Source organism: Evansella tamaricis (genome assembly GCF_019042215.1).
Classification (GTDB): domain Bacteria; phylum Bacillota; class Bacilli; order Bacillales; family Salisediminibacteriaceae; genus Evansella; species Evansella tamaricis.
Genome location: NZ_JAHQCS010000101.1, coordinates 20,316 through 45,622, shown reverse-complemented (window position 1 = coordinate 45,622; position 25,307 = coordinate 20,316). Strand labels below are relative to the sequence as shown.

Genomic DNA, 25,307 nt, shown 5'->3' with positions numbered 1-25,307 from the left:
ACTTCGGAAATGACAACCGAAGTCTAAGAGCGCACTTCTAGTTGTCATTCCTCCACTGCCCTACGCTCGTGAGCCTAGGCGCTTGCGCTTTTCTTTATACTAACCATGACACCATCACCTACCGGGTATATCATGGAAGAGAACCTTGTATCCCTCATTAATCTTTCATTATAGCCCCGGAGTTTATTTGCCATTCCTTCCAGTCGTTTATGGGGAGCTGGTTTCTCCCCTGATACAATTCCTTTAAATAATACATTGTCTGATATAATGAGCCCGCCTTTACAGACCATAGGTTCATACATATCAAAGAAGCGCTCATATTGACCCTTAGCAGCATCAATGAACACTATATCAAATGGACCAAAGTCAGAAACGGCACTTTCCAGTTCTAATGCGTCCCCTTCTAGGATGACTATTCGGTTCTCAAGGCCTGCTTTTTCGATATGTTGTTTCGCAAGTTGTATTCGCTCCAAATCCCTTTCTAAAGTAACAATGGTGCTATCAGTCAATCTTTTAGCCATACGAATCGCAGAATAGCCAATAGCGGTGCCAACTTCAAGAATTTTTTTTGGTTGATGTATTTCTAATACTTGGAGTAGAAGGGCTATCCCAGCTGGCTCCATGATAGGTACTTGATGTTTTTGCGCGTATTGTTCCATCTCGATTGTTAACGGATCATTAATTTCGGGTAAAAGTTTGTTAATATATTCGTCTATATCCATAAAAAAAGCGCCTCCTTTGGCTGCCCTTTTCTAAAAAAAAAATGCCCTTCTAAAACTTTTATCGATATATTTTAACACATAAAAACAGAGAATGCGAATCATCACATTCTCTGTTCCTGTATATTAACGATACTGCTGTACTGCGCGGTTATGCTCGTCCAACGTTTCTGAGAAATATACATTCCCACTTGGAGCATGATAGAAATACAAGTATTTATGATCTTCCGGATTTAACGCCGCACGTATCGATGCTTCTCCCGGATTATTAATTGGACCAATTGGTAACCCATTAATATGGTAAGTGTTATAAGGAGATGCGAATTCTGTATGTTCAATTAATGTTCTAGAGAAATGCTCTCCATGTGCATAGGCAACGGTCGGATCCATCTGAAGTGGCATACCGATCCTTAACCGGTTTTCAATAACACCTGAAATTCTTAAACGCTCTTCATCATTCCTTGCCTCACCTTCAATAATAGAAGCTATCGTCAAGATCTCATGATAAGAGTAATCGGATGAACCGGCACCATTGTCCGTTAATACGGTTGCAGTACGTCTTAGCATCGATTCAATCATCTGTTCCACTTCAATTTCTTCTTCCACAAAGTCATACCGGGAAGGGAACATATAACCCTCTAGAGGCCATCTGATCTCTTCATCTAAAATTACATCCTCGAGCATTTCAAAACGGCTAATAAGTTCTGTAAGATACTCTTCATCATTTACCTTTTCTGTTAATTCTTCTTCTTCCAGATTGGTTTCCGATGCAATTCTCGTAATGACATCCTCTAACCAACGTCCTTCTGGAATTGTAAAACTTAGTTGATATTCTTGATATATCGTACCTTCTTTTAATTCGTCAATAATTTGATCCAAGTTCATAGATTTTGTTAATTCATAATCTCCTGCCTGAAACCCAGTTTCATTCTTAAAACGGACGTAATACCTGAAAATGGACGAGTCACTTATGACACCATTTTCCTCTAAAATTCTTCCGATACCCGTACTTGTGGAACCAATTGGGATAGTAACATGCACAATTTCATCATCATTCTCATCTACAGGGCCAATGGCACCAGTTACATAATGATAACCAGCATATGCCCCTCCTGCCACTCCCAAAATGATAAGTAGAAGGCAAATCATTACTATTTTGCGTACAACGCTTGCTTCCTTTTGCCGTTCCTCTAATTTTTTACGATTTATAAGCTTTGCTTTGTTTTTTTTGTCAGACAAACCTTAGTCCCCCTTTCACCCCATCTATTATACTATACAATAAATATTTTTCGATCTTTCTTGCAAAATAGTAAAGCATCTGGACATTAAGTGTGATAAAACACTATAATACGATTTTATTTTCTTGTTCATACAATAGCAAGCATTACTTGAAATTGATTATGTTACTGATATAATGTAGATATAAATCAATTTTTTTTGATATAAATGAAGGAGGTTCCTATGAATCCATTATCTATTCCTCTCACAAAAGGAAATACCGATCGGCCAGATGCTGAATTCTTTCATTCCTACGAAAAAAAATTTAAAGCACTCGCAGATAAAAAACGTCTAGAGATACTTTATTTGATTACAAATTCAACGTCAGTTTGTGTATGTGATTTGAGTGAAACAATTGATATGCAACAATCTAAACTTTCTTATCACCTTAAAATATTATTGGATGCCAACTTGATTACAAAAGAAACAAAAGGGACATGGAGTTATTACCAGATAAACCAGAAAGAAATGAATGGATTATTATCCAATCAACTGTGTTGTATTTTTCGAACAGAAGATAGCACTTGCTGTTAATCTGCAGTTATTAAGAAAAGCGCAAGCGCCTTTGGTCACGAGCGTAGGGCAGTGCCTCTTCCTCTACTAGCTAACGCTCCGTTGTTTATCCGTCCATCGGGCAAAACGCACTAGCGTTGCACGGATTCCAGAAATAGTAAATTATAGAAAGATATATGTAGACAAACATAAAAAAAGCTCCTATTGTATTTGTTAGATGTTTGTTCCCAAATACAAACTATCTACAATAGGAGTTAAATAATAATGAATAGGAGTATATTATCTCAAAAAAACGTATTAAGTCAATGCTTGGATTATTTACCTACCGAGGATTTGGCTTGTCCGATCTTAAATTACAATAATAGTAAGTTAACTATTGAAGCACTTGTTAAAATTTTTGTCACCGCTCAGATTCAAAAATGGGAGTCATACTCTGTATTTGACATAGAATTGCGTGCAAAAAAGGAACTTATGAAATGTATTGATGTGGAAAGTATAAGTAGTTCTCAATTAAGTCGAAGAATTAATGAACTGGATACTGCCATTCTTCAAAAATTGTTCCTTAAAGTAGTCGCTCAACTTAACTTTCATACTAGAAGTATGGTTGGTCTTCCTCCTTATATAGGTAGACTACGCATCGTTGATGCGACACGACTTGGACTGCCAGCTTTTTTGTCTAGCTGGGCAAATGTTTCTAAAGAAAATACTGCTGTAAAGATGCATACAAGGCTAATTGTAGCTTCACCAGATGTTCATTATCCGGATAAAATCGTTCCATCAAACGGTAAAGTTCAAGATCATGAAGGAGGCGATATTTTAATAGAAGTTTCTGACGAAACCTATGTGATGGACCGGGGCTATATGGATTTCTATCGTATGAACGAGTGGATAAAAAAAGATATTAAATGTGTTATTAGACTTCGAGACCCATTTAAGATAAAGGTGTTAGAGGAGTACGAAGTACCAACGGGATCTAACATCAAAAGAGATGCCAAAGTTATTCTGGGTGCAGGTGCCAAAATGGAGCCAATTAGACTAGTGGAGTTTGAGGATGAAAAAGGAAGATTGTATAGACTTGCTACTACTAGATGGGACTTAGAGGCACAATATATATCTGAAGTATACAAGAATCGATGGATTATTGAACTGTTCTTTAAATGGATAAAACAATCTTTAAGGTTCGTTAAGATATGGAGTACAAAGCCGCAAGGCATTTGGAACCAAATGTTTATTGCAATGATCACATACTTAATAACACTTATCGTGAAGCTGAATACAAAATCGGATAAAACTATGCTAGATATTTTGAAACATATTAGAGCTTACATCTGTAATTCATGGAAACAATTCACGGCTGCGTTAGCATATAAGCCTAAAAAAACATCTAAAGGAAGGCAAAAAATTCCGGAAAAACCAAAAAAAGATGTTGTTTATGGTAGTGTCGCGCTGATTGTGGACAAAAGAAAGAAACGTATTAAGAAAAAGATCAAATAAATAATTTACAAAAAATGGGAACAAGCAACAATCTTATTCCAGATTGTCTTTTTTGCTTCTGATGATAAAATACGCATGGTAAATTTTACTTTATTTACAAATTAATTTACAGTTATGCAACGCTAGTGGGCAAAACGCCACGTCCTGTGGCTTGCCCGATATTAGGACGTCCTGTCCGTCCATCGGACAGAACGGCCACGTCCTGTGGCATGCCCGATATTAGGCCGTCCTGTCCGGCGTGGTAACTGGAGGCATATCGCTGCAACCGGGGAAACGCTCGTCGCATGAGCTTGACACATATAATTTTCTTTATAAAAATAGAGACTGGAACAATTTTGTCCCAGTCTTATTTTATGTACTACATTAGCAGATTTTAGAGGAAACAGTTGAACGGGAGTTTCTTCTTGATTTGAAAAAAGTACTGACTCCTTTTTGGAGTTTTTTCACTGCTATTAATATTAATCCATTTTCCTTACTGACAGTTGAGTACGTTCGTTTTACTGCTTCTTGTCTGTATGCAATTTCAGCCTTCATCCCACTCATATGATAATGATTCATTGTAATTCCTCCTTCCAATTTCCCTTTTATTAAATCAATTATTTTTGATTAATTAATCAAGTTTTTTTGATCTAATGTCATTTTATATGAATATGGTAAATTTAACAAGTCTTTTAATCAATTTTTTTTGATTTAATTAATGTTTTTTTCTTTGGACCAATTATATAAGCGTTAGCCCCTCGGTCACGGGCGAATGTCACTGTCACTGTCACTGCCTCTTCCTCTTCTAACTTTTCGAGGATGCGTATCCGTTCATCGGGCAAAGCGCCACGTCCTGTGGCATGCCCGATATTAGGACGTCCTGTCCGTCCATCGGGCAAAGCGCCACGTCCTGTGGCATGCCCGATATTAGGACGTCCTGTCCGACGTGGTAACTCAAAGCAGACTCAAGGGCAGCATCGCTCGTGTGATGCCACTGAAGTAAACGCTTATCGCTGGAGCTGGACAACTTGCACGAGGGTTTCATATATTCTTACCTTTTAACAGAAAAAGCTACATGGTGTAATAAATATAACTACACCATGTAGCCCTCTCCTTTAAAATAAATTATTCCTCTTCCTCTGTAAATGTAGACAGTAACTCCTCTACCATATCCCATTCTTCATCTGTTTCTAAGGGATATAAAGCAAGGTCTTCCCCTTCAGGCTCTTCAAAACGGAATGCCGTTACTTCCACTTCATCTTCCTCGGATTCATTGGATCCTTCTGGGACTAAAACCATATAAGACTTCCCTGTTTCATCCACGTCAAATGTAAATAGTACCTCAAAAAGGTGTTCATCCCCATTTTCGTCTGGAATGATTATTCTCTCTTCGTCTTCTGCTGGACGTTGCATTTGATATTCTGACATCGATTTGCCTCCTTTTCCACTGATAAAGTTCGTTATTGCCTCCGATCTAAAAAACCTTGCAATATTATTACAGCGGCCATTTTATCAATAACTTTCTTACGTTTTTTTCGGCTGACATCAGCCGATACTAACATTCTTTCCGCTGCGACTGTAGATAAACGTTCATCCCATAATTCTACCTTTAATTTTGTTGTATCTGCTAGTTTTTCCGCGAATATTTGACACAATTCTCCACTGGGGCCAATCGTTCCGTTCATATTCTTCGGTAAACCCACTACAATTGAACTAACGTCATGTATTTTAATTAGTTCTTTAAGCCGTTCAAAATCCTTTTCTTCATTTTCAGGATTTCTTTTTATCGTTTCTACACCTTGGGCAGTCCATCCTAAAGCATCACTAACCGCAACACCAATGGTCTTCGTCCCTACATCTAATCCCATTACCTTCATACTTACTCCTTCTCTTGTTGAGATAAATAAGACCTTACTAACTCTTCAATGATTTCATCCCTTTCAATTTTCCGAATAAGGGAGCGGGCATCATTGTGACGGGGAATATAGGCCGGATCTCCAGATAATAGATAACCTACAATCTGATTAATTGGATTATATCCCTTTTCATCTAATGAAGAATAAACCGTTAATAATATTTCTTTCACATCTTCATCTAAAGAGTCATCGTTAAAATTAAACTTCATTGTATTGTCCATTGAACTCATAGGAAACACCTCTCTCCATTTTTGAAAGAAATGGCAGGGAATTAGTAAAGCGCAATACGCCTGGAGCTTTACAGCATACTTTACTCTTGTACTAAAAAATATACTTATCTTTCCAAAAGCAAGCTCCTTAAAAACGGACGATGGACTGCCTCTTTCTCTACACCAAATAATATTTCATTTATTCAATAATTATTCAACGACCATTGTCTACCCTTGTACTTTATTGTACACGAATTAGCAAGATTTAGTAATTTCTTTTTACTAATTCAGGAACTATTTTTAAAGCTTCCCCAAGTTTTTCAGGATTTTTGGCTCCGGCCTGTGCCATATCTGGGCGGCCTCCTCCTCCTCCACCGCAGTGTGTTGCCACTTCCTTAACAATATTACCTGCATGGTGGCCTTCCTTCACTAGATCTTTCGAAACGCTTGTTACGATATTAACTTTACCATTGTTTACAGAAGCGAGAACGAGAATACCTGAATTTATTTTTTCTTTTAAAGAATCTGCCATTTGACGGAGGCGATTCATATCTGTAACATTTACTTGCTTGACTAACAATGGAATACCATTTATTTCTTCCATTTCGTCAAGAATATTACCTGCCTCTAATTGACTGAGCTTTGCTGCAAAGGATTCGTTCTCCCTTTCCTTTTCTTTCAACTGCTTTTGTAATTGTTCAATTCGGAATGGAACATCATTCAACTTTGTTTTCAATAAGTCTGCAGCATTTTTTAGCACATCTACCTGTCCATTCATAAATTCATATGCTTTTTTTGCTGTTACTGCTTCAATTCGACGCACTCCCGCTCCAATTCCTCCTTCCGAAACAATCTTGAAGAGGCCGATTTCTGCTGTGTTGTTCACATGGCATCCTCCACAGAGTTCCAAACTATATTTCCCCACTTGTACTACCCGGACGGTTTCTCCATATTTCTCTCCAAATAGAGCCATAGCTCCCATATATTTAGCTTCTTGAAGACTTCTGAACGTAGTATGGACTAGGATCCCTTCCCAAACCTTTTCATTTACAATTGTTTCTATTTTCTCCAATTCTTCCTCTGTTACTTGCCCGAAATGAGAGAAGTCAAAACGTAATCGATCCTCTGCCACAAGAGATCCCGCTTGATTAACATGTTCTCCAAGTACATCTTTCAACGCCTGGTGGAGAAGATGTGTTGCTGTATGATTTTTTACCACACCTTTTCGGCTCTTTTCATCTACCTGTGCTGAGAATCCCATTTCTGTTTTTACAGAACCTTTTACAACTTCTGCCGTGTGAAGGTTTTGCCCATTTGGTGCCTTTTGTACATCTGTTACTCTCAGTTCATGATCTTTTGTAAATAAGGACCCTGTATCTGCGATCTGTCCACCACTTTCAGCATAAAAAGGTGTTCTATCTAAAATAAGTTGAACAATATCTCCAACATAGGCTTCCTCAACAAGTTTTTTGTCTTTAACAATCGCTTTCACTACTGTTGGAATCCCTAAGACATCATATCCTACGAATTCGCTTTCCACTTTTATTTTTCCTAAAGTTTCATCTTGTGTCTGCATTGATCCTGTATCTTGTCTCGCTGCCCTTGCCCGTTCTCTCTGTTGCTTCATCTCTGCCTCAAAGCCACTACGATCAATTTCAAGACCAGCTTCCTGCACGTACTCTTCCGTTAGATCCACTGGAAAACCATATGTGTCATATAATCGGAATACGTCTTTACCTTCCACTTGAGAAGCATTTTCCCCTTTAACTTTTTCAATGATGCGATTTAGTATGGTTAATCCTTCATTTAAGGTTTCATGGAATCTTTCCTCTTCATTCTTAATAACCTTTTGAATAAATTCTTCCTTTTCCTTAACCTCAGGATAAAAATCGTTCATTATCTTTCCAACAACGGGAACCAATCCATACATAAATGGGCGTTCAATTCCAATTTGCTTTGCATAGCGTACGGCACGACGTAGAAGCCTCCTTAAAACATATCCTCTACCTTCATTGGAAGGAAGTGCTCCATCGGAAACGGCAAACGTTACTGTCCGGATATGGTCAGCAATAACTTTAAATGCTGTATCCCCTTCGGCAGTATTACCGTATTTGGTGTTAGCAATCTCTTCAGTGGCCTCAATAATTGGAATAAATAAGTCTGTATCAAAATTGGTTCTGGCATCCTGAATGATGGATACCATCCTTTCTAATCCCATTCCGGTATCAATGTTTTTCTTAGGAAGAGGAGTATAACTTCCATCTGGATTGTGATTGAACTGGGAAAAAACAAGGTTCCATACTTCTAAATACCGTTCATTCTCACCACCTGGATACATCTCAGGGTCATGAGGATCATTCCCATATGATTCTCCACGGTCATAAAAAATCTCTGTATTTGGTCCACAAGGTCCTTCTCCTATATCCCAGAAGTTCTCTTTTAGTCGGATGATCCTCTCTTTAGGAAGACCTACCTCCTGATGCCAAATATCAAATGCTTCATCGTCCTCAGGGTAAATAGTTACGGAAAGTTTTTCTGCATCAAATCCAATCCACTTTTCACTAGTTAAAAATTCCCAAGCCCAATGAATAGCTTCTTTCTTAAAATAATCTCCGATGGAGAAATTACCAAGCATCTCAAAAAAAGTATGATGACGGGCTGTTTTACCTACATTTTCAATATCATTTGTTCGGATCGATTTTTGAGCATTTGTTATCCTTGGATTTTTAGGTATCACCCGTCCATCAAAATACTTCTTTAATGTTGCTACTCCACTATTAATCCAAAGTAACGAAGCATCATCATGTGGAACAAGGGGTGCACTAGGTTCCACATGATGCCCTTTTTCTTTAAAGAATTCTAAAAACAATTTTCTCACTTGTGCAGATGTTAACTGCTTCATTTCATTTCCTCCTTTTTCTTTCCAGTCCAGTACAGACAGCTTTGGTTCACCAGGGAACTTTTGAAAAACAAAAAAAACACTCATCCCTAAAACAGGGACGAGAGTTATCTCACGCGGTACCACCCTGGTTACATAGAAAACAGTATTTACAGTGTTTTCTATATCACCTCTCTAACGGTTAACGGCCGTGTACCGGCAGGGTTTTCCTGCTCTCAGGAGTAGCTGATTGCTAACCTTCATCTGAAATTTCTCCCAGCCATGGAAATTTCTCTCTGATAAGCCGTTGATAAGCTTTAAGTAGATGGTCTTTAGCAATTTCGGTTCCGTCATCAATTTGATGATTTTTTGCTTACTGATGTCATTATAGAAATTGGAAATGTGTTTGTCAATAATAGAACCCTTTTCTTTCACGAATCATTCTTCTTACATGAACCAAAATGACCCTTATCACTGTTAAAATTGGAACGGACAATATTAAACCGATGACACCGGCAACCTCGCCTCCAACAACAAGGGCAAAAATAATAAGTGCCGGATGCATATGCAGGCTTTTTCCAACGATGATAGGAGCTAGTAAATTACCCTCGATGACCTGAACAATTAATGTGACAATAATAGCCATTACAACTAATTGAAGGGATTCTGTTAACGCAATGAAAATTACAGGGACTACTCCTATAATTGGTCCGAAATATGGGATTACATTTGTCAGGCCGATAAAGACAGCAAGCAGTAAGGCATATGGCATGTCAATGAGGATAAAGCCAATATAAGCAAAGATTCCTACTGCAACACAAACTAATAATTGTCCTCGAATATAGTTCCCCAGGGATTCGTCAATTTCTTTTATTAACCTTTCCCCTTCTTTACGGTATGGTTTCGGAGTTATATACCAGCAAAGTTTTTTTACTAATTCCATATCCTTCAACAAATAAAATACAAGAAAAGGAATTACCACAAGAATAAACATCCAGTCCACAAGTTGTCGTATAAATGCCCCTATTTTCGTTAGTGTTTCGGCCATATATGCTTCCCCTGAAAGAAGCCACTCCTCCGCACGGTCTTGAAATGTCTCTGGCAATACTTCCGCTTTCTCATGTATGGTATTCACAAAAGTTCCGTATGTTTCAGCCATGTAAGGTAGTTGCTCTAGAAGTTCTTGACCTTCCAATAAAATATATGGTGTACCTTTAAATAGTACCCAAATAAAGAGAAGTACGAACAGTGTATAGATTAACAAAATCGAAAGTGACCTTGGTACTTTTTTATTTTCCATTTTTTTAATAATAGGGTGTAGTATGTATGCGATTAAACCAGCAACAAAAAAAGGAACGATTACTCGCAGAACTATTTCAAACACAGGTCTCATGTATGATCCAATTAAGAAGAGCATATATAAAACAAGGCCACAGAGAAGAAAAAATGATAGCTTAATGATCCATGGCAAAAGGCGATTTTCCACAAATGTTCCTCCTATAAAAGTATAGAATTTCAAAAAAATAAGAAAGAAGAGGGATTACCCATCAATATAGTAAAATGGATAATCACCTCTTTATAGAAAAATCAGGAAATGATTTTCATCATTTGTTTTCGGAACCGTTTTATTGTCCGGCCTTTAGGGATTATCCCTTCAATAGAAGAAACAATCGGCGTCATACGCTTTTGTAATTGTTTTCTCATGTTTTTATTCCTTGATACAGCATATGCACCTGCACCTATTGCAACAAGAGATCTCATTCTCATTCGTTGTCACCACCGTTTCACAGTTACTCCATGTTTATTTGCCTTTCCGTTTCCTCAAAAAGATCGTCAAGGGAGCTTAACGACCCATCCATTTCCACCTGATGAAGGCAAAACCTCCCGTCAGAAATTGACAGTTCAATGAAGCAATTCCAACAGTAATATTGATTTGTTCCAATTTTTCCTATATCTTTTCCTTTACAATTTGGGCAACGCATCGAAGATATCCTCCAGATTCTAAACTAATTTAGCACGATTAAGGAAGACTCTGTTTCAACGAGTGGTGACGAAGGCTTAATGACCTTTACACCATATTTAATGTCAGAGTAAAGTCCTTCCGATAGTTCATACCCTATAATTTTTCCCGAATCTGGAAGAAAGTATACATCTTCTAGAATACCAATCATTGCCCCATCCCTCTCCTTAACGGGTTTTCCGAACGAGTGGCCACTGCCGTCTGCAAAACGTTGCGTAAAGCTAACTACCGTTTTAAGAGAGGTGTCTTGTTTAACATACATACCATCTGCATCTTCATGGACTACTTTATCAAGGGGGAGAAAGTGCCTCTTAGACCACCAGCGGTGATCATTGACCCAATAGCCTTCCACCATATTTGTCTTGTGTGAAAGGACTAAATCAGTTATCTTGCCGACAGGTTTTCTTGTTTTTTCAAAAAAAACAGGTGCTCCCTTGACTTTTTCTAATGTTCGCAAAGGACTCTCCCTCCTCTCGAACATTCTTAGTCTTGGGAAACACCATCTTTTTCATGCTGGTATTCCTTTTCCATTGTAACAGTTAACTTTTCCAACAAGGTTGTATTCCTTTTTAAATCATTATCATTTTTTACAGCCATGTCTAATGCTTGCCATTCCCCACATAAAAGGAGAAATTCCTTTGCCCTCGTAACCCCTGTATAAATTAATTTTTTTCGAAGCATGCGATAATAGCCTTTAACTACTGGCATAATAACAATAGGGAATTCGCTCCCTTGTGATTTATGGATAGAACAACAATAAGCATGGGTAATTTGGGATAGGTCCGGCTTTGTGTATTGAACCTCCACACCATCAAAGGAAATAACGATTTTTAATTCTCTATCTGTGTTTTCCTTTTCCAAAAATATAGAAACTATCTCACCCCTGTCCCCATTAAATACATTTTCTTCTGGATTATTAACCAACTGAAGGACAACATCCCCAACTCGAAATACAACATTCCCAAACGGAACTTCCCGTCTCTGGTCAGAGGGGGGATTAAATAGTTTTTGCAGTACATCATTTAAATTCTCTACCCCTGCATTCCCACGGTACATTGGAGCAAGGACTTGAATGTCTTTTGCAGTAAAGCCTTTATTCATTGCCCGTTGACATATTTGACGTACAGCCTCAGGGACATCATTTTGTAAACAAGGAAAGAAACGAAGATCTTTACTACTTGAATCAATTTGATCTGGTAATATCCCTTCTTTAATTCGATGTGAAAAGTCGATGATTTGGGAGCCTTCTGACTGTCTGTAAATATCTGTTAGCTTTACTGCTGGAACAATATCAGAAGCTAATAAGTCCGCTAATACCTGACCAGGACCGACCGAGGGAAGTTGATCTTCATCGCCAACAAGAATGACCTGCATATTTGTTGGAATCGCTTTGAATAACTGATTAGCAAGCCATGTATCCACCATGGACATCTCATCGAGAATAATCAATTCCCCTTCTAACAGTTCCGAATCATATTCATCCATATTATCCTCCGTGCCTTTTAACCCTAGGAGGCGGTGAATAGTTGATGCAGGCAACCCTGTGGATTCACTCATTCGTTTTGCAGCCCTACCTGTCGGTGCTGCCAGTAAAACAGGGAATTTGTCTTTCTTTCCATAATCATCAGGATTCACGGAAATTCCCCTTAATTGACCAAAAACTTCAATTAGACCTTTGATCACCGTAGTCTTTCCTGTTCCTGGTCCTCCCGTTAAGATCATGACAGGGGACTTTAGAGCTTCGCTAATTGCCTCTTGTTGAGAAGGGGCATAACTAATTCCCAGTGTCTCCTCCACTTTTCCCAACGCCTTAAAAAACTCCGATTCAGGAAAGGTGTCCAGATCCTGACCCTTCGTTAATAGACGGGTTACATTTGTTACAATGCCCTGTTCTGCAAAATTCAACGTTGGGAGGTACATCCTATTCTCTTCAATAATAACTTTACCCTCTTCTCCTAAAGCAATCACTTGATCAGCAATATCAAGAGGGGTAATTATCTCTCCTCCACCAGTCTCCAAAAGTTCTTTCGACTTTGTCACAGCAGTTTCATTTATTACAAAGACATGTCCCTCATTTAATGAATACTCTGTTAACGTAAAAAGGATAGCAGCTTTTATCCTGTCAGGATGATTCCCAGTGAGCCCCAGTTTCCTCCCGATCATATCTGCCTTTTGAAATCCAATCCCCACGACATCCTCAATCATTTGATAAGGATTTTCTTCCATAATAGTTAATGCGTCCATTTTATAAACTTGATATACTTTCATAGCCAACTGTAAACCAAATCCGAATTCATAAAGGCGCATTAAAACTTGTTCAATTCCTTGATCCTCTAATAAAGTCTGATAGATTTCTTCCGCTTTATTAGGTTTAATACCTTGAATACTGTCTAAAGCAGAACGATCTTGAATAATAATGGAGATTGCTTGTTTTCCTAACGTGTTGACAATCTTTTCTGCTGTTTTTCTTCCTATTCCAGGGAAACGGTCACTGGATAAATATAAAATAATTCCTTGATCTGTCTCTGGTAATTTTTTTTGAAACTGTTCCACTTTAAATTGTCGTCCAAATCGGGGGTGATCAGAAAAATTCCCCCGGAAAAGATAGGTAATGTCCCTCTCTAGTTTTGGCATAATACCAACGATTGCCGTTTCCTTATCTTCCATAGGTAAAGAGGATTCTATTACTTTAATTTTTGCAACTGTATAAAGGGTTTCTTCATTATGATAAATGGTATGAAGTAATTCCCCTTTAATATCGTCTTTTCCGTCTAATGAGATTTGTGTTTCATGCATATGGAAACCTACTTTCTTTCGTCCCCTTGCTGAAGGAGTTTCTCCAACTGTTTTTTTCCATTGGCACTTAATATGTGATCCGGCTGTAATTCAAGTGCCTTATCAAACATCATAACTGCTTTGTCCAATTGTTCCTGATAGGAATAGGCCACCCCTAAGTTAAAGTAACTGTCCGCATGAAGTGGATTCAATTGAAGGACCTTCTCAAACATAGTAATGGATTCCTCTATTTGCTCCAATTGTGCGAGAGTTAACCCATATTGAAAATGGGCATCTACATCCGTAGGATTAAGTTCTGTTGCCCTTTGTAAACTAGGTAAGGCACGGGAAAGATCACCATTTTGATAAAAACTTAACCCAAGCATATAATAAACGTCTCCCTCTTTAAGATCTCTAGCGAGCGCCTCCTGATAAGCATCAATAGCTTCTAGATATAGCCCTTGATTGAACAGCACATTCCCTTTCCCATAATAGGCTGTTGCCTGATACTCATCTAATTCGATCGCTTTATTAAAAAAGATAATTGCCCGTTCTTCCTCCTGAACAGCGGATAATAGATTTCCGAAGTTTACATATGCCACAGGATTCTTTGGATTTTCTTCGATTGCCTCATTTAACAACTTTGCCGCTTCTTCCAAATTTCCATTTTCCATTTCTGTCACAGCTTTTTTATTTTTATCCATTCTTAAACTCTCCTTGAAAAGTATAGAACCATCCGAAAAAAGGACTGAGCCTTTACGGTTTATCAGTCCTTTAAAACCTCATCGATCACACCGCCACCTAAACAGATTTCTCCGTCGTAAAACACAACAGACTGACCAGGCGTGATGGCTCGGTCAGGATTATCAAATTCCACTCGTACCATGTTATCACCTAAAGGGATCACCGTCACCCCTTGATCCTTCTGACGATATCGGAATTTTGCAGTACAGTGGAAAGAATCTGTTATTTCCTTACTGATCCAGTTAACATTACTGGCTATCAACCCTTTGGAATATAAAGCAGGATGATGATAACCTTGTCCTACAATAAGGGTATTATCTTCTAGGTCCTTGTCCAATACAAACCAAGGTTCTCCTGCACCACCTATTCCTAACCCTTGCCGTTGCCCTAGTGTATAATACATTAAACCATCATGCCTTCCTTTTATTTCTCCGTCCAACGTTTTCATGTCACCAGGTTGAGCAGGCAGATACTGACTTAAAAATTCTTTAAAATTCCGCTCACCAATAAAGCAAATACCAGTGCTATCCTTTTTCGTTGCAGTAGCCAATTCTGCTTCCTTTGCAATCTCTCGTACTCGAGGTTTTTCAATTTCACCAATGGGAAATAATACTTTCTCTAATTGCTTACTATTTAGGGCATTCAAAAAATACGTTTGATCTTTATTATCGTCTACTCCCCTTAATAGCTCCACTCCATCTTCCATATGTCTTACTCTGGCATAATGGCCTGTTGCCACATAATCTGCACCCAAAGATAAGGCATGTTCTAAGAAAGCATTAAATTTTATTTCCTTATTACACATAACATCAGGGTTAGGTGTCCGTCCAGAACGGTACTCTTCAAGAAAATAGGAAAACACTTTATCCCAGTATTCCTTTTCAAAATTCACCGCATAATAAGGAATACCTAATTGATTACACACACGGATGACATCATTATAATCTTCCGTTGCTGTACAGACTCCATTTTCATCTGTATCATCCCAGTTTTTCATAAAGATTCCTATGACTTGATAGCCCTGTTGCTTTAATAAATACGCAGCCACGGATGAATCTACACCACCAGACATACCAACTACAACTCTAGTACCCGCTGGATCCTTCAGTGTTGTCATGGTCATCCCCCTTTCTATTTCTTTTATTATCGTGATATCCGCTTAATTACTTTTACTGTACGAATAGCCGCTTCCTCTACCTGCTCTCTTGACAATCCATACCCAAAACTAAAACGAATCGCAGATTGACTTCTGGAAACATCTTTGTACATCGCCGTCAAAACATGGGAAGGGTCAATGGATCCAGCCGTACATGCGGAACCACTGGATACTGCTACCCCGTCCAAATCTAAATTTGTAAGGATGGATTCCACGTTAATTCCAGGAAAACTGACATTTAGTATATGTGGTAAGTAATGATGTGGATCCCCATTGAGGGTAAAGTGCAGTTCCTCCCTGCGGAATGTATCAAGAAGGATATTGCGATACGTTATATACGTTTTCCGTCTTTGCTGTCTTTCTGACAGGGCAATTTCTACAGCTTTTTGAAGTCCGACGACAGCAGCCACGTTCTCGGTACCAGCACGTCGTTTTCTTTCCTGTTCCCCCCCATGAAGAAGGGGATTAATCGTAATTCCTTTCTTAACATATAAAAAGCCAATTCCTTTCGGTCCGTTTATTTTATGGGCAGACATGGCAAGGAAATCCACACCAAGCTCTTTTATATTTATTGATTCCATCCCAAAGGCTTGTACAGCATCCGTATGGAAAACCGCAGGATGATCACGTAATAGAACTCCAATTTCTTTAATTGGTTGAATGGAACCAACCTCATTGTTCCCAAACATACAAGAGACGAGAATCGTCTCAGAGGTAAGTGCCTTATTCAATTCATCAAGGGATATCTTCCCGGTTTCGTCCACTTTTAAATACGTTACTTTAAATCCTTGTTTCTCTAAAAATTCGAATGTATGAAGAACGCCATGATGTTCCACTTCCGTTGTAATGAGATGTTTACCTTTATTTTGGTGAGCAAAAGCGTAACCCATTATCGCTAAATTATCCGATTCCGTTCCACCACTAGTAAAGACAATTTCCTCAAAGGAAGCCCCGATTGCCTTGGCTATATATTCCCTTGCCTCGTCTATACCTCGCCTTGCTTCCCTGCCGAAATGATGAATACTAGACGGGTTCCCGAAAACCTCATCATAAAAAGGCTTCATTGCCGCAAAAACTTCCGGATGGACTGGGGAAGTTGCTGCGTGATCTAAGTAGATTCTCTCCATAAATACACACCTTCTAAATAGTAACAGTCGTAAAGAAAAGTGAGGATATCCTCACTTCTCCCATTATAACTATAGTTTTGACTAAATATAAAACATATAGTACTCTTGCTCACCTTTATCTTCATAATTTGCTAAATCTGCTAATGTTGTACTATCTAACACTTCTTTAACTGCATCTCTAATCTTAATCCATAAATCTCTTTTAGCAGGTTCTTCATCTTCCATAACTTCCACAGGGCTAATAGGACCTTCTAAAACTCGGATGATATCACCTGCTGTAATGTTCTCAGGGGGTTTTGATAACATATACCCCCCATATGCTCCCCGGACGCTTTTTACTAACGTTGCATTTCGTAATGGTGCTATCAACTGTTCTAAATAGTGTTCAGATAGTTGATAATCTTTTGCAATCGACTTTAATGAGATGGGACCTTCCCCATATTTTTTTGCTAATGCTATCATTATTGTTAGACCGTATCTGCCTTTAGTGGATATTTTCAACTTTGACCCCTCTTTCCATTCTCCGATCAATCCAAGTTTGACACCATGATAATGAAATTCCTGTCACATGTCCAATCGAAAGACTAAATAAAATAGTTCCAATAAAAACTGGACCTCCTAATAACCATCCTGCAGTCAGAACAAATACTTCCATCATCAACCTAACCCGCGCGACCGAAAACTTTGTTCGTTCCGAAATAGCTATCATAAAACTATCCCGCGGTCCTGCACCACACCTGGGAGAAATATAAACTCCAATGCCAAAGCCAGTCACTAAAATTCCAGTCACCAGCATTACTCCTTGTAAAAATAAATTTGATGGAGTTTGGAGCAAAAATAAAAAAATATCTACAAATATTCCAACGAGCATCATATTTAAAAATGCCCCTAATTTGGGGAATTCCTTTGTTAGAATTGATGCACTGGACAAAACAACAAACCCCATAATGATAGTCCAAGTACCAACTGTAAGACCAAACTTCTCTGTTAAACCAATATGGAGAACATCCCACGGCGCACTGCCAAGATCAGCCACAATAGTTAATGCTATTCCAAAACTCATAATAATTAATCCTAATAAAAATACTCCCCATCTAAAATTAGAAACATTTTTATTATGTTTTTCTCTTCTCTCTCTTTTCACACACTCGTCTCCCTAAGAAAAATAGTATACTATTAATTACTCTGTCTTTCTTTGAACAATCCTGTTAGATTGTTCAGTATTTTGCTCCAATTATACCACAGAATTGCTTTTTTAGTGGTAACTCTGTTTAGGATTCATTTACCCAATTTAATTACCCATATATAATGTAGAATAGAATGAAAGAACTATTATATCCTTCATACGATTGAAGAAGGGGGACTATCCTTTGGATCTATTTGATCTATCTAATGAAAAAGAAACGCCGAAAGGACCTTTGGCGGCAAGAATGCGTCCACGGACATTGAGTGAAGTAATTGGTCAAGAAGAAATTATTGGGGAAGGGACACTCCTAAGAAGGGCGATCGAAGCAGACCGTCTCACACCGATGATCTTTTATGGTCCACCAGGAACTGGGAAGACGACATTAGCTAGAGTTATTGCCAATACAACCTCTGCTCATTTTGAACAATTGAATGCAGTTATTGCCGGGATTAAAGAGGTAAGGGAAATCGTACAACGGGCAAAAGACCGTTTGAAATATGATTCGGAAAAAACTGTCCTCTTTATTGACGAAATTCACCGCTTTAATAAGGGACAACAAGATGCACTACTACCCTTTGTAGAAGATGGAACTGTAATCCTAATAGGTGCCACTACGGAAAATCCAATGTTCGAAGTAAACCCCGCTTTACTTTCACGATCAAGATTATTTCGATTACAATCACTAAATAATGACGATTTAAAAAGAGTTATCGAAGTGGCCATTGAAGATAAGGAAAGGGGATTTGGAAACTATAAAGTCTCCATAGATGATAGTGCTGTCCATCATCTAGTTGATGTATCAAACGGTGATGCAAGAACAGTACTTAACGCATTAGAACTTGCGATCTTAACAACAGATCCTAATGAAGAAGGAGTTATTTTAATTGATCTCCCAACGGCGGAAGCATCGATTCAAAAAAGAGTTCTTCAATATGATAAATCGGGAGATCAGCATTATGATACCATCTCAGCATTTATAAAAAGTATCCGTGGTTCAGATCCTGATGCATGCATGTATTGGCTGGCCAAAATGATTTATGCTGGAGAGGATCCTCGTTTTATTGCCAGAAGATTATATGTACATGCCGCTGAGGACATTGGTTTAGCTGATCCAAATGCCCTGCTAATTGCTCAAGCTGCAGCTTATGCTGTCGACTTCTTAGGGATGCCGGAAGCCCGGATTCCTTTAGCCGAAGCAGCACTTTACTTAGCTACTGCCCCTAAAAGTAATGCAGTTATAACAAGTATAGATCACGCGCTAAGTGTAGTTGAAAAAGAAAGAACAGGTGTGGTACCAGTACATTTGAGGGATGCACATTATAAAGGAGCTTCGAAACTAGGACATGGTGTAGGTTATAAATATCCACATAATTATGAACACCATTACGTACCTCAACAATATTTACCGGACCATCTAGTAGAAAAGAAATTTTATAACCCTTCTGAAAATGGATATGAAAAGACAGTGCAAAAACGATTAGATTATTTTGAAAAACGGAAAAGGAATGAAACATAATAACAAACAATCTATGTTTAATTCTATTTATATACGTTTTTTTCTGTCAAACTTTTATTAATTATACTCAAATCCTATGAAGTTTTTAATATGTTGGTATATTTTTTTCCAAGCATGTCCATCTTAGTAATAAACAATTTTACGCAAAAGTTTATGAATAGAAAGGATTTGGAAAAAATGAAAGTAAGACAAGATGCATGGTCTGAAGAAGACGATCTTTTACTTGCGGAAACGGTATTAAGACATATCCGTGAAGGGGGAACACAATTAAAAGCTTTCGATGAAGTTGGTGATGCATTAAACCGGACTTCTGCTGCTTGTGGTTTCCGATGGAACGCCGTAGTGAGAGATAAGTATGAAGATGCAATCAAACTAGCAAAAAGGCATCGAAAGGATAGAAAACGCCAAATGGCTCAAGAAGCAAAGCCTTCTACGTTTACTACCCAACAATCGCAGCCAGTATATCATTCTAGTGCTATTGCTACTGATCCTACTCCGGAAATCAACGTGTCATCAGTTAAAAAAGAATTGACATTACAAGACGTCATCCAATTTTTACATCGCATGAATGAAAGCGGGCAGCAGGAAGGACTCTTAAAGCATGAGAATGAGGCATTGAAAATGGAAAATAATCGTTTGAATGAAAAAGTTGCAGAGATGGAACAAAAACTAGCAAAGTTAAAAGAAGAGCATCAAACGATCGAAGAAGACTATCAATCCATTATTCAGATTATGAATCGTGCTAGAAGAATGGCTATCTTAGAAGAAGAAACAGACGACCGTCATGCCCCATCATTTCGGATGGATAAAAATGGAAACTTAGAGAAAATTGCAAAATAAATTAATCGTAAATACTGCCTGTCAGACAGGTAAAGGCTGTCTCCCTAGATTTGTATTGACTGGGTGACAGCCTTATTTTGATGGGCAAGATAGTGGGAACTTCCACAACCCTATTCTAATGTCTAGCTCCAGAGACCGCTACTTAGTATTCTTCTTTTTGTTTCAACGGATAAATACTATTTTAGTTAAATATTCAACTTCACAACTCTTGCGAACTGTTTGAAGTGGGGAATCACTAAGAACAAAGTAGAGAAGGTTTTACTCACTTACACTACATTTTTGCGATGGAAGAAGGGGTCGTTTGTCGGAAAACGATAAAAAAAGTCCCATGAGTGCCGTTTATTCTTCCTTGTTTTGAACCTGCTCCAGGCAGGTGGGTGTCCCGTTCACTATTTCAAACTTCCTCACGGTAAATTATGTAAGGCTTGCTTTCCATACTGAAACATGAGACTCCCAAAGTTGATGTGTTGGCTCAAAACGTAGAGTTGTGACGAGCACCCCAGGACTATTTTCTTTATTTAATTTTACAAAAATGGATGATAAAAAACAATGACATTCTCAGTAAGATCCGGTGACAATTTTATTACAATTATTATCCCCAAAATAAAGCTAAAACAAACGTTAATTAAAAAACAGACTGAAAAGAATGAGGGCACTGTAAAAGTGGAAAAACCACACTTTTTCAGTGCCCTCAAAAGAAATAGTCATCTTTTCAGTCTGCAGATAATCCCTTGTCTACTTATCTTCTTCTTTTTTCGGAACCACTTTTAAATTAAGTTCATTTAATTGAGCATCACTTACACCACTTGGGGCATTAGTCAACAGACAACTGGCACTAGCTGTCTTAGGAAATGCAATGGTTTCACGGAGGTTGCTTCTTCCTGCAAGGATCATGACTAAACGATCTAGTCCTAATGCAATTCCACCATGGGGTGGTGTACCATATTCAAAGGCGTCCAAAAGGAATCCGAACTGACTTTTAGCTTCTTCTTGGCTAAAACCAAGGGCCGTAAACATTTTCTCCTGTAAGGAGCGTTCAAAAATACGCTGTGATCCTCCGCCTAACTCATAGCCATTTAAAACAAGGTCATAAGCCTCGGCACGAACATTCTCTGGGGAAACTTCCAGGAGCTCCTCATCTTCTTTAACAGGACGTGTGAATGGGTGGTGTTCGGCAACATATCGATTTTCATCCTCATCATAAGAAAGAAGTGGGAATTCTGTTACCCATAAGAATTGAAACTCATTAGAATTCACAAGCTCCAAATCCTTGGCAAACTTTATACGTAATGCCCCGAGTGCATCCCAAGCTACACGTTGTTTATCTGCCACAAAGAACAATACATCCCCTGCCTCTGCATTAAAACCTGAACAGAGTGTTGCTGCTTCTGTTTCATTAAAAAATTTCGCAATCGGTCCCTTCAGGGTATTCCCTTCTTCTACCTTTAGCCAGGCTAATCCCTTTGCTCCATATACTTCCACAAATGAGCCTAAGCCATCTAAATCTTTACGGGAATAGTTTTCTGCAACCCCTTTTACACAAATACCTTTTACAACGCCACCATTTTTGACCGTATTAGCAAAAACTTTGAAATCGCTATCTTTAACTGCAGCGGATATATCCACCAATTCCATCCCATATCTTGTATCTGGTTTATCTGAACCATATCGGTTCATTGCATCCTGATAGGTTAATCTCTGGAATGGTGTGGAAATCTCAATACCCTTTAATTCTTTCATTAATTTTGCCATTAATTCTTCCATCATCGACAAAAGATTTTCTTTCCCCAGAAAGGAAGCCTCAATGTCCACTTGTGTGAATTCCGGTTGTCGATCTGCACGAAGGTCTTCATCACGGAAACAGCGGGCAATTTGATAGTAACGTTCAAATCCAGAGACCATGAGTAACTGTTTAAATAATTGTGGAGACTGCGGCAAAGCGTAAAACTCACCGTGATGAACCCTCGATGGGACGAGATAATCCCTTGCCCCTTCCGGAGTACTTTTTGTTAACATGGGAGTTTCAATTTCCATAAACATATTATCATCCAGGTAGTCTCGAATTATTTTTGTTGTCCGATGACGCAATTTCATTGTTTCAAACATTTTTGGGCGTCTTAAGTCCAAGTATCGGTATTTTAAACGGACGTCCTCGGAAATTTCCACATTATCCTCAATTAAAAAAGGTAGTCCCTTAGCAGCATTTAATATTTCAATTTCGTCCACAAGTACTTCAATATTCCCGGTTGGGATTTTTTCGTTTATGTTGCTTTCTTCCCTTTTTACCACTTTACCTTTTACTTGAATCACATATTCGTTACGGATTTTTTCTGCAATATTTAAAGCAGCAGGGTTAGCCTCACCGTTAAATACTACTTGGACATGACCTGTTCGGTCACGCAGGTCCACAAAGATCACTTGTCCCAAATCCCGGCGCTTCTTCACCCATCCCTGTAAGACAACATTACTTCCAATTAAATTCTCTAATACTTCTCCACATGAGTGTGTTCGTTGGCTCATGATGATTCCCCTTTCTTCTCTTCCTTCAACTTTGTTACTAGACTACCCACTACCTCTTCCATAGGAATAGTATCTTGTTCCCCAGTTAATAACGATTTTAAAACAATTTGATTTGTGTTTAATTCATCTTCTCCAAGAATAATGGCATATCTTGCATTCACTCGATCTGCAGCCTTCATCTGCCCCTTCATTTTTTTCCCTAAATAATCTGTGTCAACAGTAATTCCATTTGTTCTTAAATCATGTAATAGTTTTGGCGCCCTAGCCTTTGGATTTTCTCCTAAAACAATCAAAAAGGCATCGAGTCCTTCCTCCAGTGGAAGTGCAATCCCTTGGGATTCCAAAGCCATTATGAGACGCTCTATACTTAAAGCAAACCCAATTCCTGGTGTTGTCGGGCCACCAATTTCCTCTACTAGACCGTTGTAGCGTCCTCCACCACTTAATGTGGTAATAGCCCCGAACCCTTTTCCTTCAATCATTATTTCAAAAGCTGTATTGTTATAATAATCCAATCCCCTTACTAAAGTTGGATCAACCACATAAGAAATTCCCATATCGTTTAAATAAGTTTGGACATTATCAAAATAGGTTTTTGATGTCTCATTTAAAAATTCTAGTATGGATGGAGACGTTCCCATTAACTCATGATCTCGGTCCACTTTACAATCTAGAATACGTAGGGGGTTTTTTTGTATCCGGTTTTGACAATCTTGACAGAATTCAGCAATTCTTGGTTCGAAATGTTTAATCATTGCTTTTCGATGATTCGTACGGCTTTCTTGATCCCCTAGACTATTAATGACTAGTTTTAAATTGGAAAGGCCAAGTTCCCTATAGAAGTCCATTGCTAAACCGATTACTTCGGCATCAATGGCAGGATCGTCACTTCCCATTGCTTCTACACCAAATTGGACAAATTGCCTCATCCTTCCTGATTGAGGTCGTTCATAACGGAACATTGGACCAATATAGTATAGTTTTATCGGCTGATTTACCCAACCAAACATCTTATTCTCCACATAAGAACGAACCGTAGATGCGGTTCCTTCTGGTCGGAGCGTTAAACTTCTGCCCCCCCGGTCCTCAAATGTATACATTTCCTTTTGAACGATATCGGTTGTATCCCCAACGCCACGAGCGAACAATTCTGTTTGTTCAAACATCGGTGTTCTAATTTCCTTATAATTATATCTTCGGCACAACTCATGAGCTTTTTGTTCAATGTACTGCCATTTCAACGATTGTTCCGGCAAAATATCTTGTGTTCCTCTTGGAATCTTAAAATTCACTTTTTTTCCTCCCCTTTGTTCATCATCTTTCCATTATGTATTTCACAGTTTGGTTTTGTACAAGAAAATAATGGTGCTAGACAACTTGCCCGAAGGTGCCAAAACTGATATTTTTTAAAAACAAAAAACTCCCGTCCCTGAACAATGTCAGGGACGAGAGTTTATATTCCCGTGGTACCACCCTAGTTGAAGCATTCTTGCTTCCACTCGATCAGTTAACGCCTGATTACGCTCTCACCTACTTAAAAGTTTTGTTCAGTGAGAAACCTAAGGAGTGTTCATTCATGAAGATCCATGTAGAAGTGCTTTCAGCCCAAGTGGCACTTCCTCTCTGATCACGGTGAGACTTCACTACTGTTCTCCCTCATTGGTTTTCATTAATTTTGTTAATTTGCTACTAATATTACGAATTGTTTTAATTCATGTCAAGCTTTTTTATCGATTTTTGGGTAAAAACTTAGCCCCTCTCGATTCTCTTTTTCAAGGATTTAACTTCTTTTAGGGACAATCCAAACTCAGTAGCAATTTCATAGTTATCAGCATTCTGCTCTAATTCTGTGAATCGGTGTAAATTCACTCCAAGTAACTTGGAGTTTGGATTTGTAAATCGTTCTTGTTGATGTCCTGACCGCATAGAAAACCCTCCACTTTTTTTACAGTTTGACCAAAAAAAGCAAAGGTTACTCCTATTTAAGGGACATTTTTCACTTACTTTCCACGATTAATGTAACAGGTCCATGGTTTGTAAAGGATACATCCATCATTTCACCAAAAACGCCTGTTTCCACCTGTATTCCTAAATTTCGTAATGAATTGTTAAATTTATCATAAAGCTTAACAGCATACTCAGGTTTTGCTGCGTTCATAAAATTTGGACGGCGACCCTTTCTACAGTCTCCATACAACGTAAATTGGGAAATGGAAAGGATTTGACCTCCCACATCCTTTACGGAGAGATTTAATTTTTCATTTTCATCCTCAAATATTCGGAGATTGGATATTTTCTCTGCCAAATAATGGACATCTTCTTCGGTATCATCATGAGTGATCCCCACTAACAGAACTAACCCGTGGTTTATTTTACCAGTTATCTCGTTATTTACAGTGACAGTTGCCTCCAAAGAACGCTGAACTACAATTCTCAC

General features: G+C 38.4%; 27 protein-coding genes, 1 other RNA gene and 1 other annotated feature. Of the genes, 4 read left to right on the top strand and 24 right to left on the bottom strand.

The window, feature by feature from the left end; genetic code table 11:
* Positions 1–74: 74 nt before the first annotated feature.
* Together KS419_RS12405 and mltG are read right to left on the bottom strand one after the other, a co-directional pair.
* Entirely contained in the window at positions 75–722 is a 648-nt protein-coding gene (locus KS419_RS12405) for an O-methyltransferase (RefSeq protein WP_217066718.1), read from the bottom strand.
* 123 nt (positions 723–845) lie between these two features.
* On the bottom strand, positions 846–1,958 hold the full coding sequence (gene mltG / locus KS419_RS12400; protein WP_246593914.1) for an endolytic transglycosylase MltG: 1,113 nt from the start codon (positions 1,956–1,958) through the stop codon (positions 846–848).
* Positions 1,959–2,180: 222 nt separating this feature from the next.
* Here mltG and KS419_RS12395 point away from each other — a divergent pair, with 222 nt between their 5' ends.
* Both KS419_RS12395 and KS419_RS12390 read left to right on the top strand, forming a co-directional pair.
* Positions 2,181–2,531 carry an ArsR/SmtB family transcription factor gene (locus KS419_RS12395; RefSeq protein ID WP_217066717.1) on the top strand — a complete coding sequence of 117 codons (351 nt, stop codon included), beginning with the start codon at positions 2,181–2,183 and terminating at the stop codon, positions 2,529–2,531.
* Between the two features lie 243 nt (positions 2,532–2,774).
* The gene (locus KS419_RS12390) at positions 2,775–4,004 is read left to right on the top strand and encodes an IS4 family transposase (RefSeq protein ID WP_217066716.1); all 1,230 of its coding nucleotides are present in this window, start codon (positions 2,775–2,777) and stop codon (positions 4,002–4,004) included.
* A 112-nt stretch (positions 4,005–4,116) separates the two neighbouring features.
* Here the strand turns inward: KS419_RS12390 and KS419_RS12385 are convergent, their stop codons facing one another.
* The 17 genes from KS419_RS12385 to KS419_RS12305 all read right to left on the bottom strand — a co-directional run bounded on the left by KS419_RS12385 (position 4,117) and on the right by KS419_RS12305 (position 17,952).
* On the bottom strand, positions 4,117–4,290 hold the full coding sequence (locus tag KS419_RS12385) for a hypothetical protein (RefSeq protein WP_217066715.1): 174 nt from the start codon (positions 4,288–4,290) through the stop codon (positions 4,117–4,119).
* Between the two features lie 77 nt (positions 4,291–4,367).
* The gene (locus tag KS419_RS12380; protein WP_217066714.1) at positions 4,368–4,562 is read right to left on the bottom strand and encodes a hypothetical protein; all 195 of its coding nucleotides are present in this window, start codon (positions 4,560–4,562) and stop codon (positions 4,368–4,370) included.
* Between the two features lie 113 nt (positions 4,563–4,675).
* Positions 4,676–4,882 carry a hypothetical protein gene (locus KS419_RS12375; protein ID WP_217066713.1) on the bottom strand — a complete coding sequence of 69 codons (207 nt, stop codon included), beginning with the start codon at positions 4,880–4,882 and terminating at the stop codon, positions 4,676–4,678.
* A 226-nt stretch (positions 4,883–5,108) separates the two neighbouring features.
* Positions 5,109–5,411, bottom strand: coding sequence for a DUF1292 domain-containing protein (locus tag KS419_RS12370; RefSeq protein ID WP_217066712.1), 303 nt, complete (start codon positions 5,409–5,411; stop codon positions 5,109–5,111).
* Between the two features lie 32 nt (positions 5,412–5,443).
* Complete coding sequence (ruvX, locus tag KS419_RS12365) at positions 5,444–5,860, bottom strand: Holliday junction resolvase RuvX (protein ID WP_217066711.1); 417 nt, start codon at positions 5,858–5,860, stop codon at positions 5,444–5,446.
* A 2-nt stretch (positions 5,861–5,862) separates the two neighbouring features.
* The gene (locus tag KS419_RS12360; RefSeq protein WP_217066710.1) at positions 5,863–6,129 is read right to left on the bottom strand and encodes an IreB family regulatory phosphoprotein; all 267 of its coding nucleotides are present in this window, start codon (positions 6,127–6,129) and stop codon (positions 5,863–5,865) included.
* A 244-nt stretch (positions 6,130–6,373) separates the two neighbouring features.
* The gene (gene alaS / locus KS419_RS12355) at positions 6,374–9,010 is read right to left on the bottom strand and encodes an alanine--tRNA ligase (protein ID WP_217066709.1); all 2,637 of its coding nucleotides are present in this window, start codon (positions 9,008–9,010) and stop codon (positions 6,374–6,376) included.
* A 385-nt stretch (positions 9,011–9,395) separates the two neighbouring features.
* Entirely contained in the window at positions 9,396–10,472 is a 1,077-nt protein-coding gene (locus tag KS419_RS12350) for an AI-2E family transporter (RefSeq protein ID WP_217066708.1), read from the bottom strand.
* A 101-nt stretch (positions 10,473–10,573) separates the two neighbouring features.
* Positions 10,574–10,753, bottom strand: a complete 180-nt coding sequence (locus tag KS419_RS12345) for a hypothetical protein (protein WP_217066707.1) — start codon at positions 10,751–10,753, stop codon at positions 10,574–10,576.
* A gap of 23 nt (positions 10,754–10,776) precedes the next feature.
* A complete protein-coding gene (locus KS419_RS12340; protein ID WP_217066706.1) occupies positions 10,777–10,968 on the bottom strand; it encodes a DUF2797 domain-containing protein in 192 nt (63 codons plus the stop codon).
* 24 nt (positions 10,969–10,992) lie between these two features.
* Positions 10,993–11,463 carry a PRC-barrel domain-containing protein gene (locus KS419_RS12335; protein ID WP_217066705.1) on the bottom strand — a complete coding sequence of 157 codons (471 nt, stop codon included), beginning with the start codon at positions 11,461–11,463 and terminating at the stop codon, positions 10,993–10,995.
* 26 nt (positions 11,464–11,489) lie between these two features.
* Positions 11,490–13,802: an SF1B family DNA helicase RecD2 gene (recD2, locus tag KS419_RS12330; RefSeq protein ID WP_217066704.1), complete on the bottom strand. Its 2,313-nt coding sequence runs from the start codon at positions 13,800–13,802 to the stop codon at positions 11,490–11,492.
* 8 nt (positions 13,803–13,810) lie between these two features.
* Positions 13,811–14,485 carry a tetratricopeptide repeat protein gene (locus tag KS419_RS12325; protein ID WP_217066703.1) on the bottom strand — a complete coding sequence of 225 codons (675 nt, stop codon included), beginning with the start codon at positions 14,483–14,485 and terminating at the stop codon, positions 13,811–13,813.
* Between the two features lie 62 nt (positions 14,486–14,547).
* The gene (gene mnmA, locus KS419_RS12320) at positions 14,548–15,642 is read right to left on the bottom strand and encodes a tRNA 2-thiouridine(34) synthase MnmA (protein ID WP_217066702.1); all 1,095 of its coding nucleotides are present in this window, start codon (positions 15,640–15,642) and stop codon (positions 14,548–14,550) included.
* Between the two features lie 26 nt (positions 15,643–15,668).
* Positions 15,669–16,808: a cysteine desulfurase family protein gene (locus tag KS419_RS12315; protein ID WP_217066701.1), complete on the bottom strand. Its 1,140-nt coding sequence runs from the start codon at positions 16,806–16,808 to the stop codon at positions 15,669–15,671.
* An 81-nt stretch (positions 16,809–16,889) separates the two neighbouring features.
* Positions 16,890–17,309, bottom strand: coding sequence for a cysteine metabolism transcriptional regulator CymR (cymR, locus tag KS419_RS12310; RefSeq protein WP_217066700.1), 420 nt, complete (start codon positions 17,307–17,309; stop codon positions 16,890–16,892).
* Positions 17,293–17,952 (bottom strand): YczE/YyaS/YitT family protein, encoded by a 660-nt coding sequence (locus tag KS419_RS12305; RefSeq protein WP_217066699.1) that lies wholly within the window; start codon positions 17,950–17,952, stop codon positions 17,293–17,295. The genes cymR and KS419_RS12305 overlap by 17 nt, the downstream gene beginning before the upstream one ends.
* A gap of 226 nt (positions 17,953–18,178) precedes the next feature.
* On the opposite strand from KS419_RS12305, the gene KS419_RS12300 reads away from it, so the two are divergent.
* Entirely contained in the window at positions 18,179–19,510 is a 1,332-nt protein-coding gene (locus tag KS419_RS12300; RefSeq protein WP_217066698.1) for an AAA family ATPase, read from the top strand.
* A 177-nt stretch (positions 19,511–19,687) separates the two neighbouring features.
* Entirely contained in the window at positions 19,688–20,350 is a 663-nt protein-coding gene (locus tag KS419_RS12295; RefSeq protein WP_217066697.1) for an RsfA family transcriptional regulator, read from the top strand.
* 319 nt (positions 20,351–20,669) lie between these two features.
* Here KS419_RS12295 and ssrS read toward each other — a convergent pair.
* From ssrS to dtd, 5 genes are all read right to left on the bottom strand, one after another.
* Positions 20,670–20,859, bottom strand: a non-coding RNA gene (ssrS, locus tag KS419_RS12290) — 6S RNA.
* A gap of 226 nt (positions 20,860–21,085) precedes the next feature.
* Entirely contained in the window at positions 21,086–22,870 is a 1,785-nt protein-coding gene (gene aspS, locus KS419_RS12285; RefSeq protein WP_217066696.1) for an aspartate--tRNA ligase, read from the bottom strand.
* Positions 22,867–24,162, bottom strand: coding sequence for a histidine--tRNA ligase (gene hisS, locus KS419_RS12280; RefSeq protein WP_217066695.1), 1,296 nt, complete (start codon positions 24,160–24,162; stop codon positions 22,867–22,869). Before hisS ends, aspS begins: the two co-directional genes overlap by 4 nt.
* A gap of 146 nt (positions 24,163–24,308) precedes the next feature.
* Positions 24,309–24,539: a binding site (T-box leader), on the bottom strand.
* 80 nt (positions 24,540–24,619) lie between these two features.
* Positions 24,620–24,796 (bottom strand): hypothetical protein, encoded by a 177-nt coding sequence (locus tag KS419_RS12275; protein ID WP_217066694.1) that lies wholly within the window; start codon positions 24,794–24,796, stop codon positions 24,620–24,622.
* 70 nt (positions 24,797–24,866) lie between these two features.
* Positions 24,867–25,307 carry a D-aminoacyl-tRNA deacylase gene (gene dtd, locus KS419_RS12270; protein ID WP_217066693.1) on the bottom strand — a complete coding sequence of 147 codons (441 nt, stop codon included), beginning with the start codon at positions 25,305–25,307 and terminating at the stop codon, positions 24,867–24,869.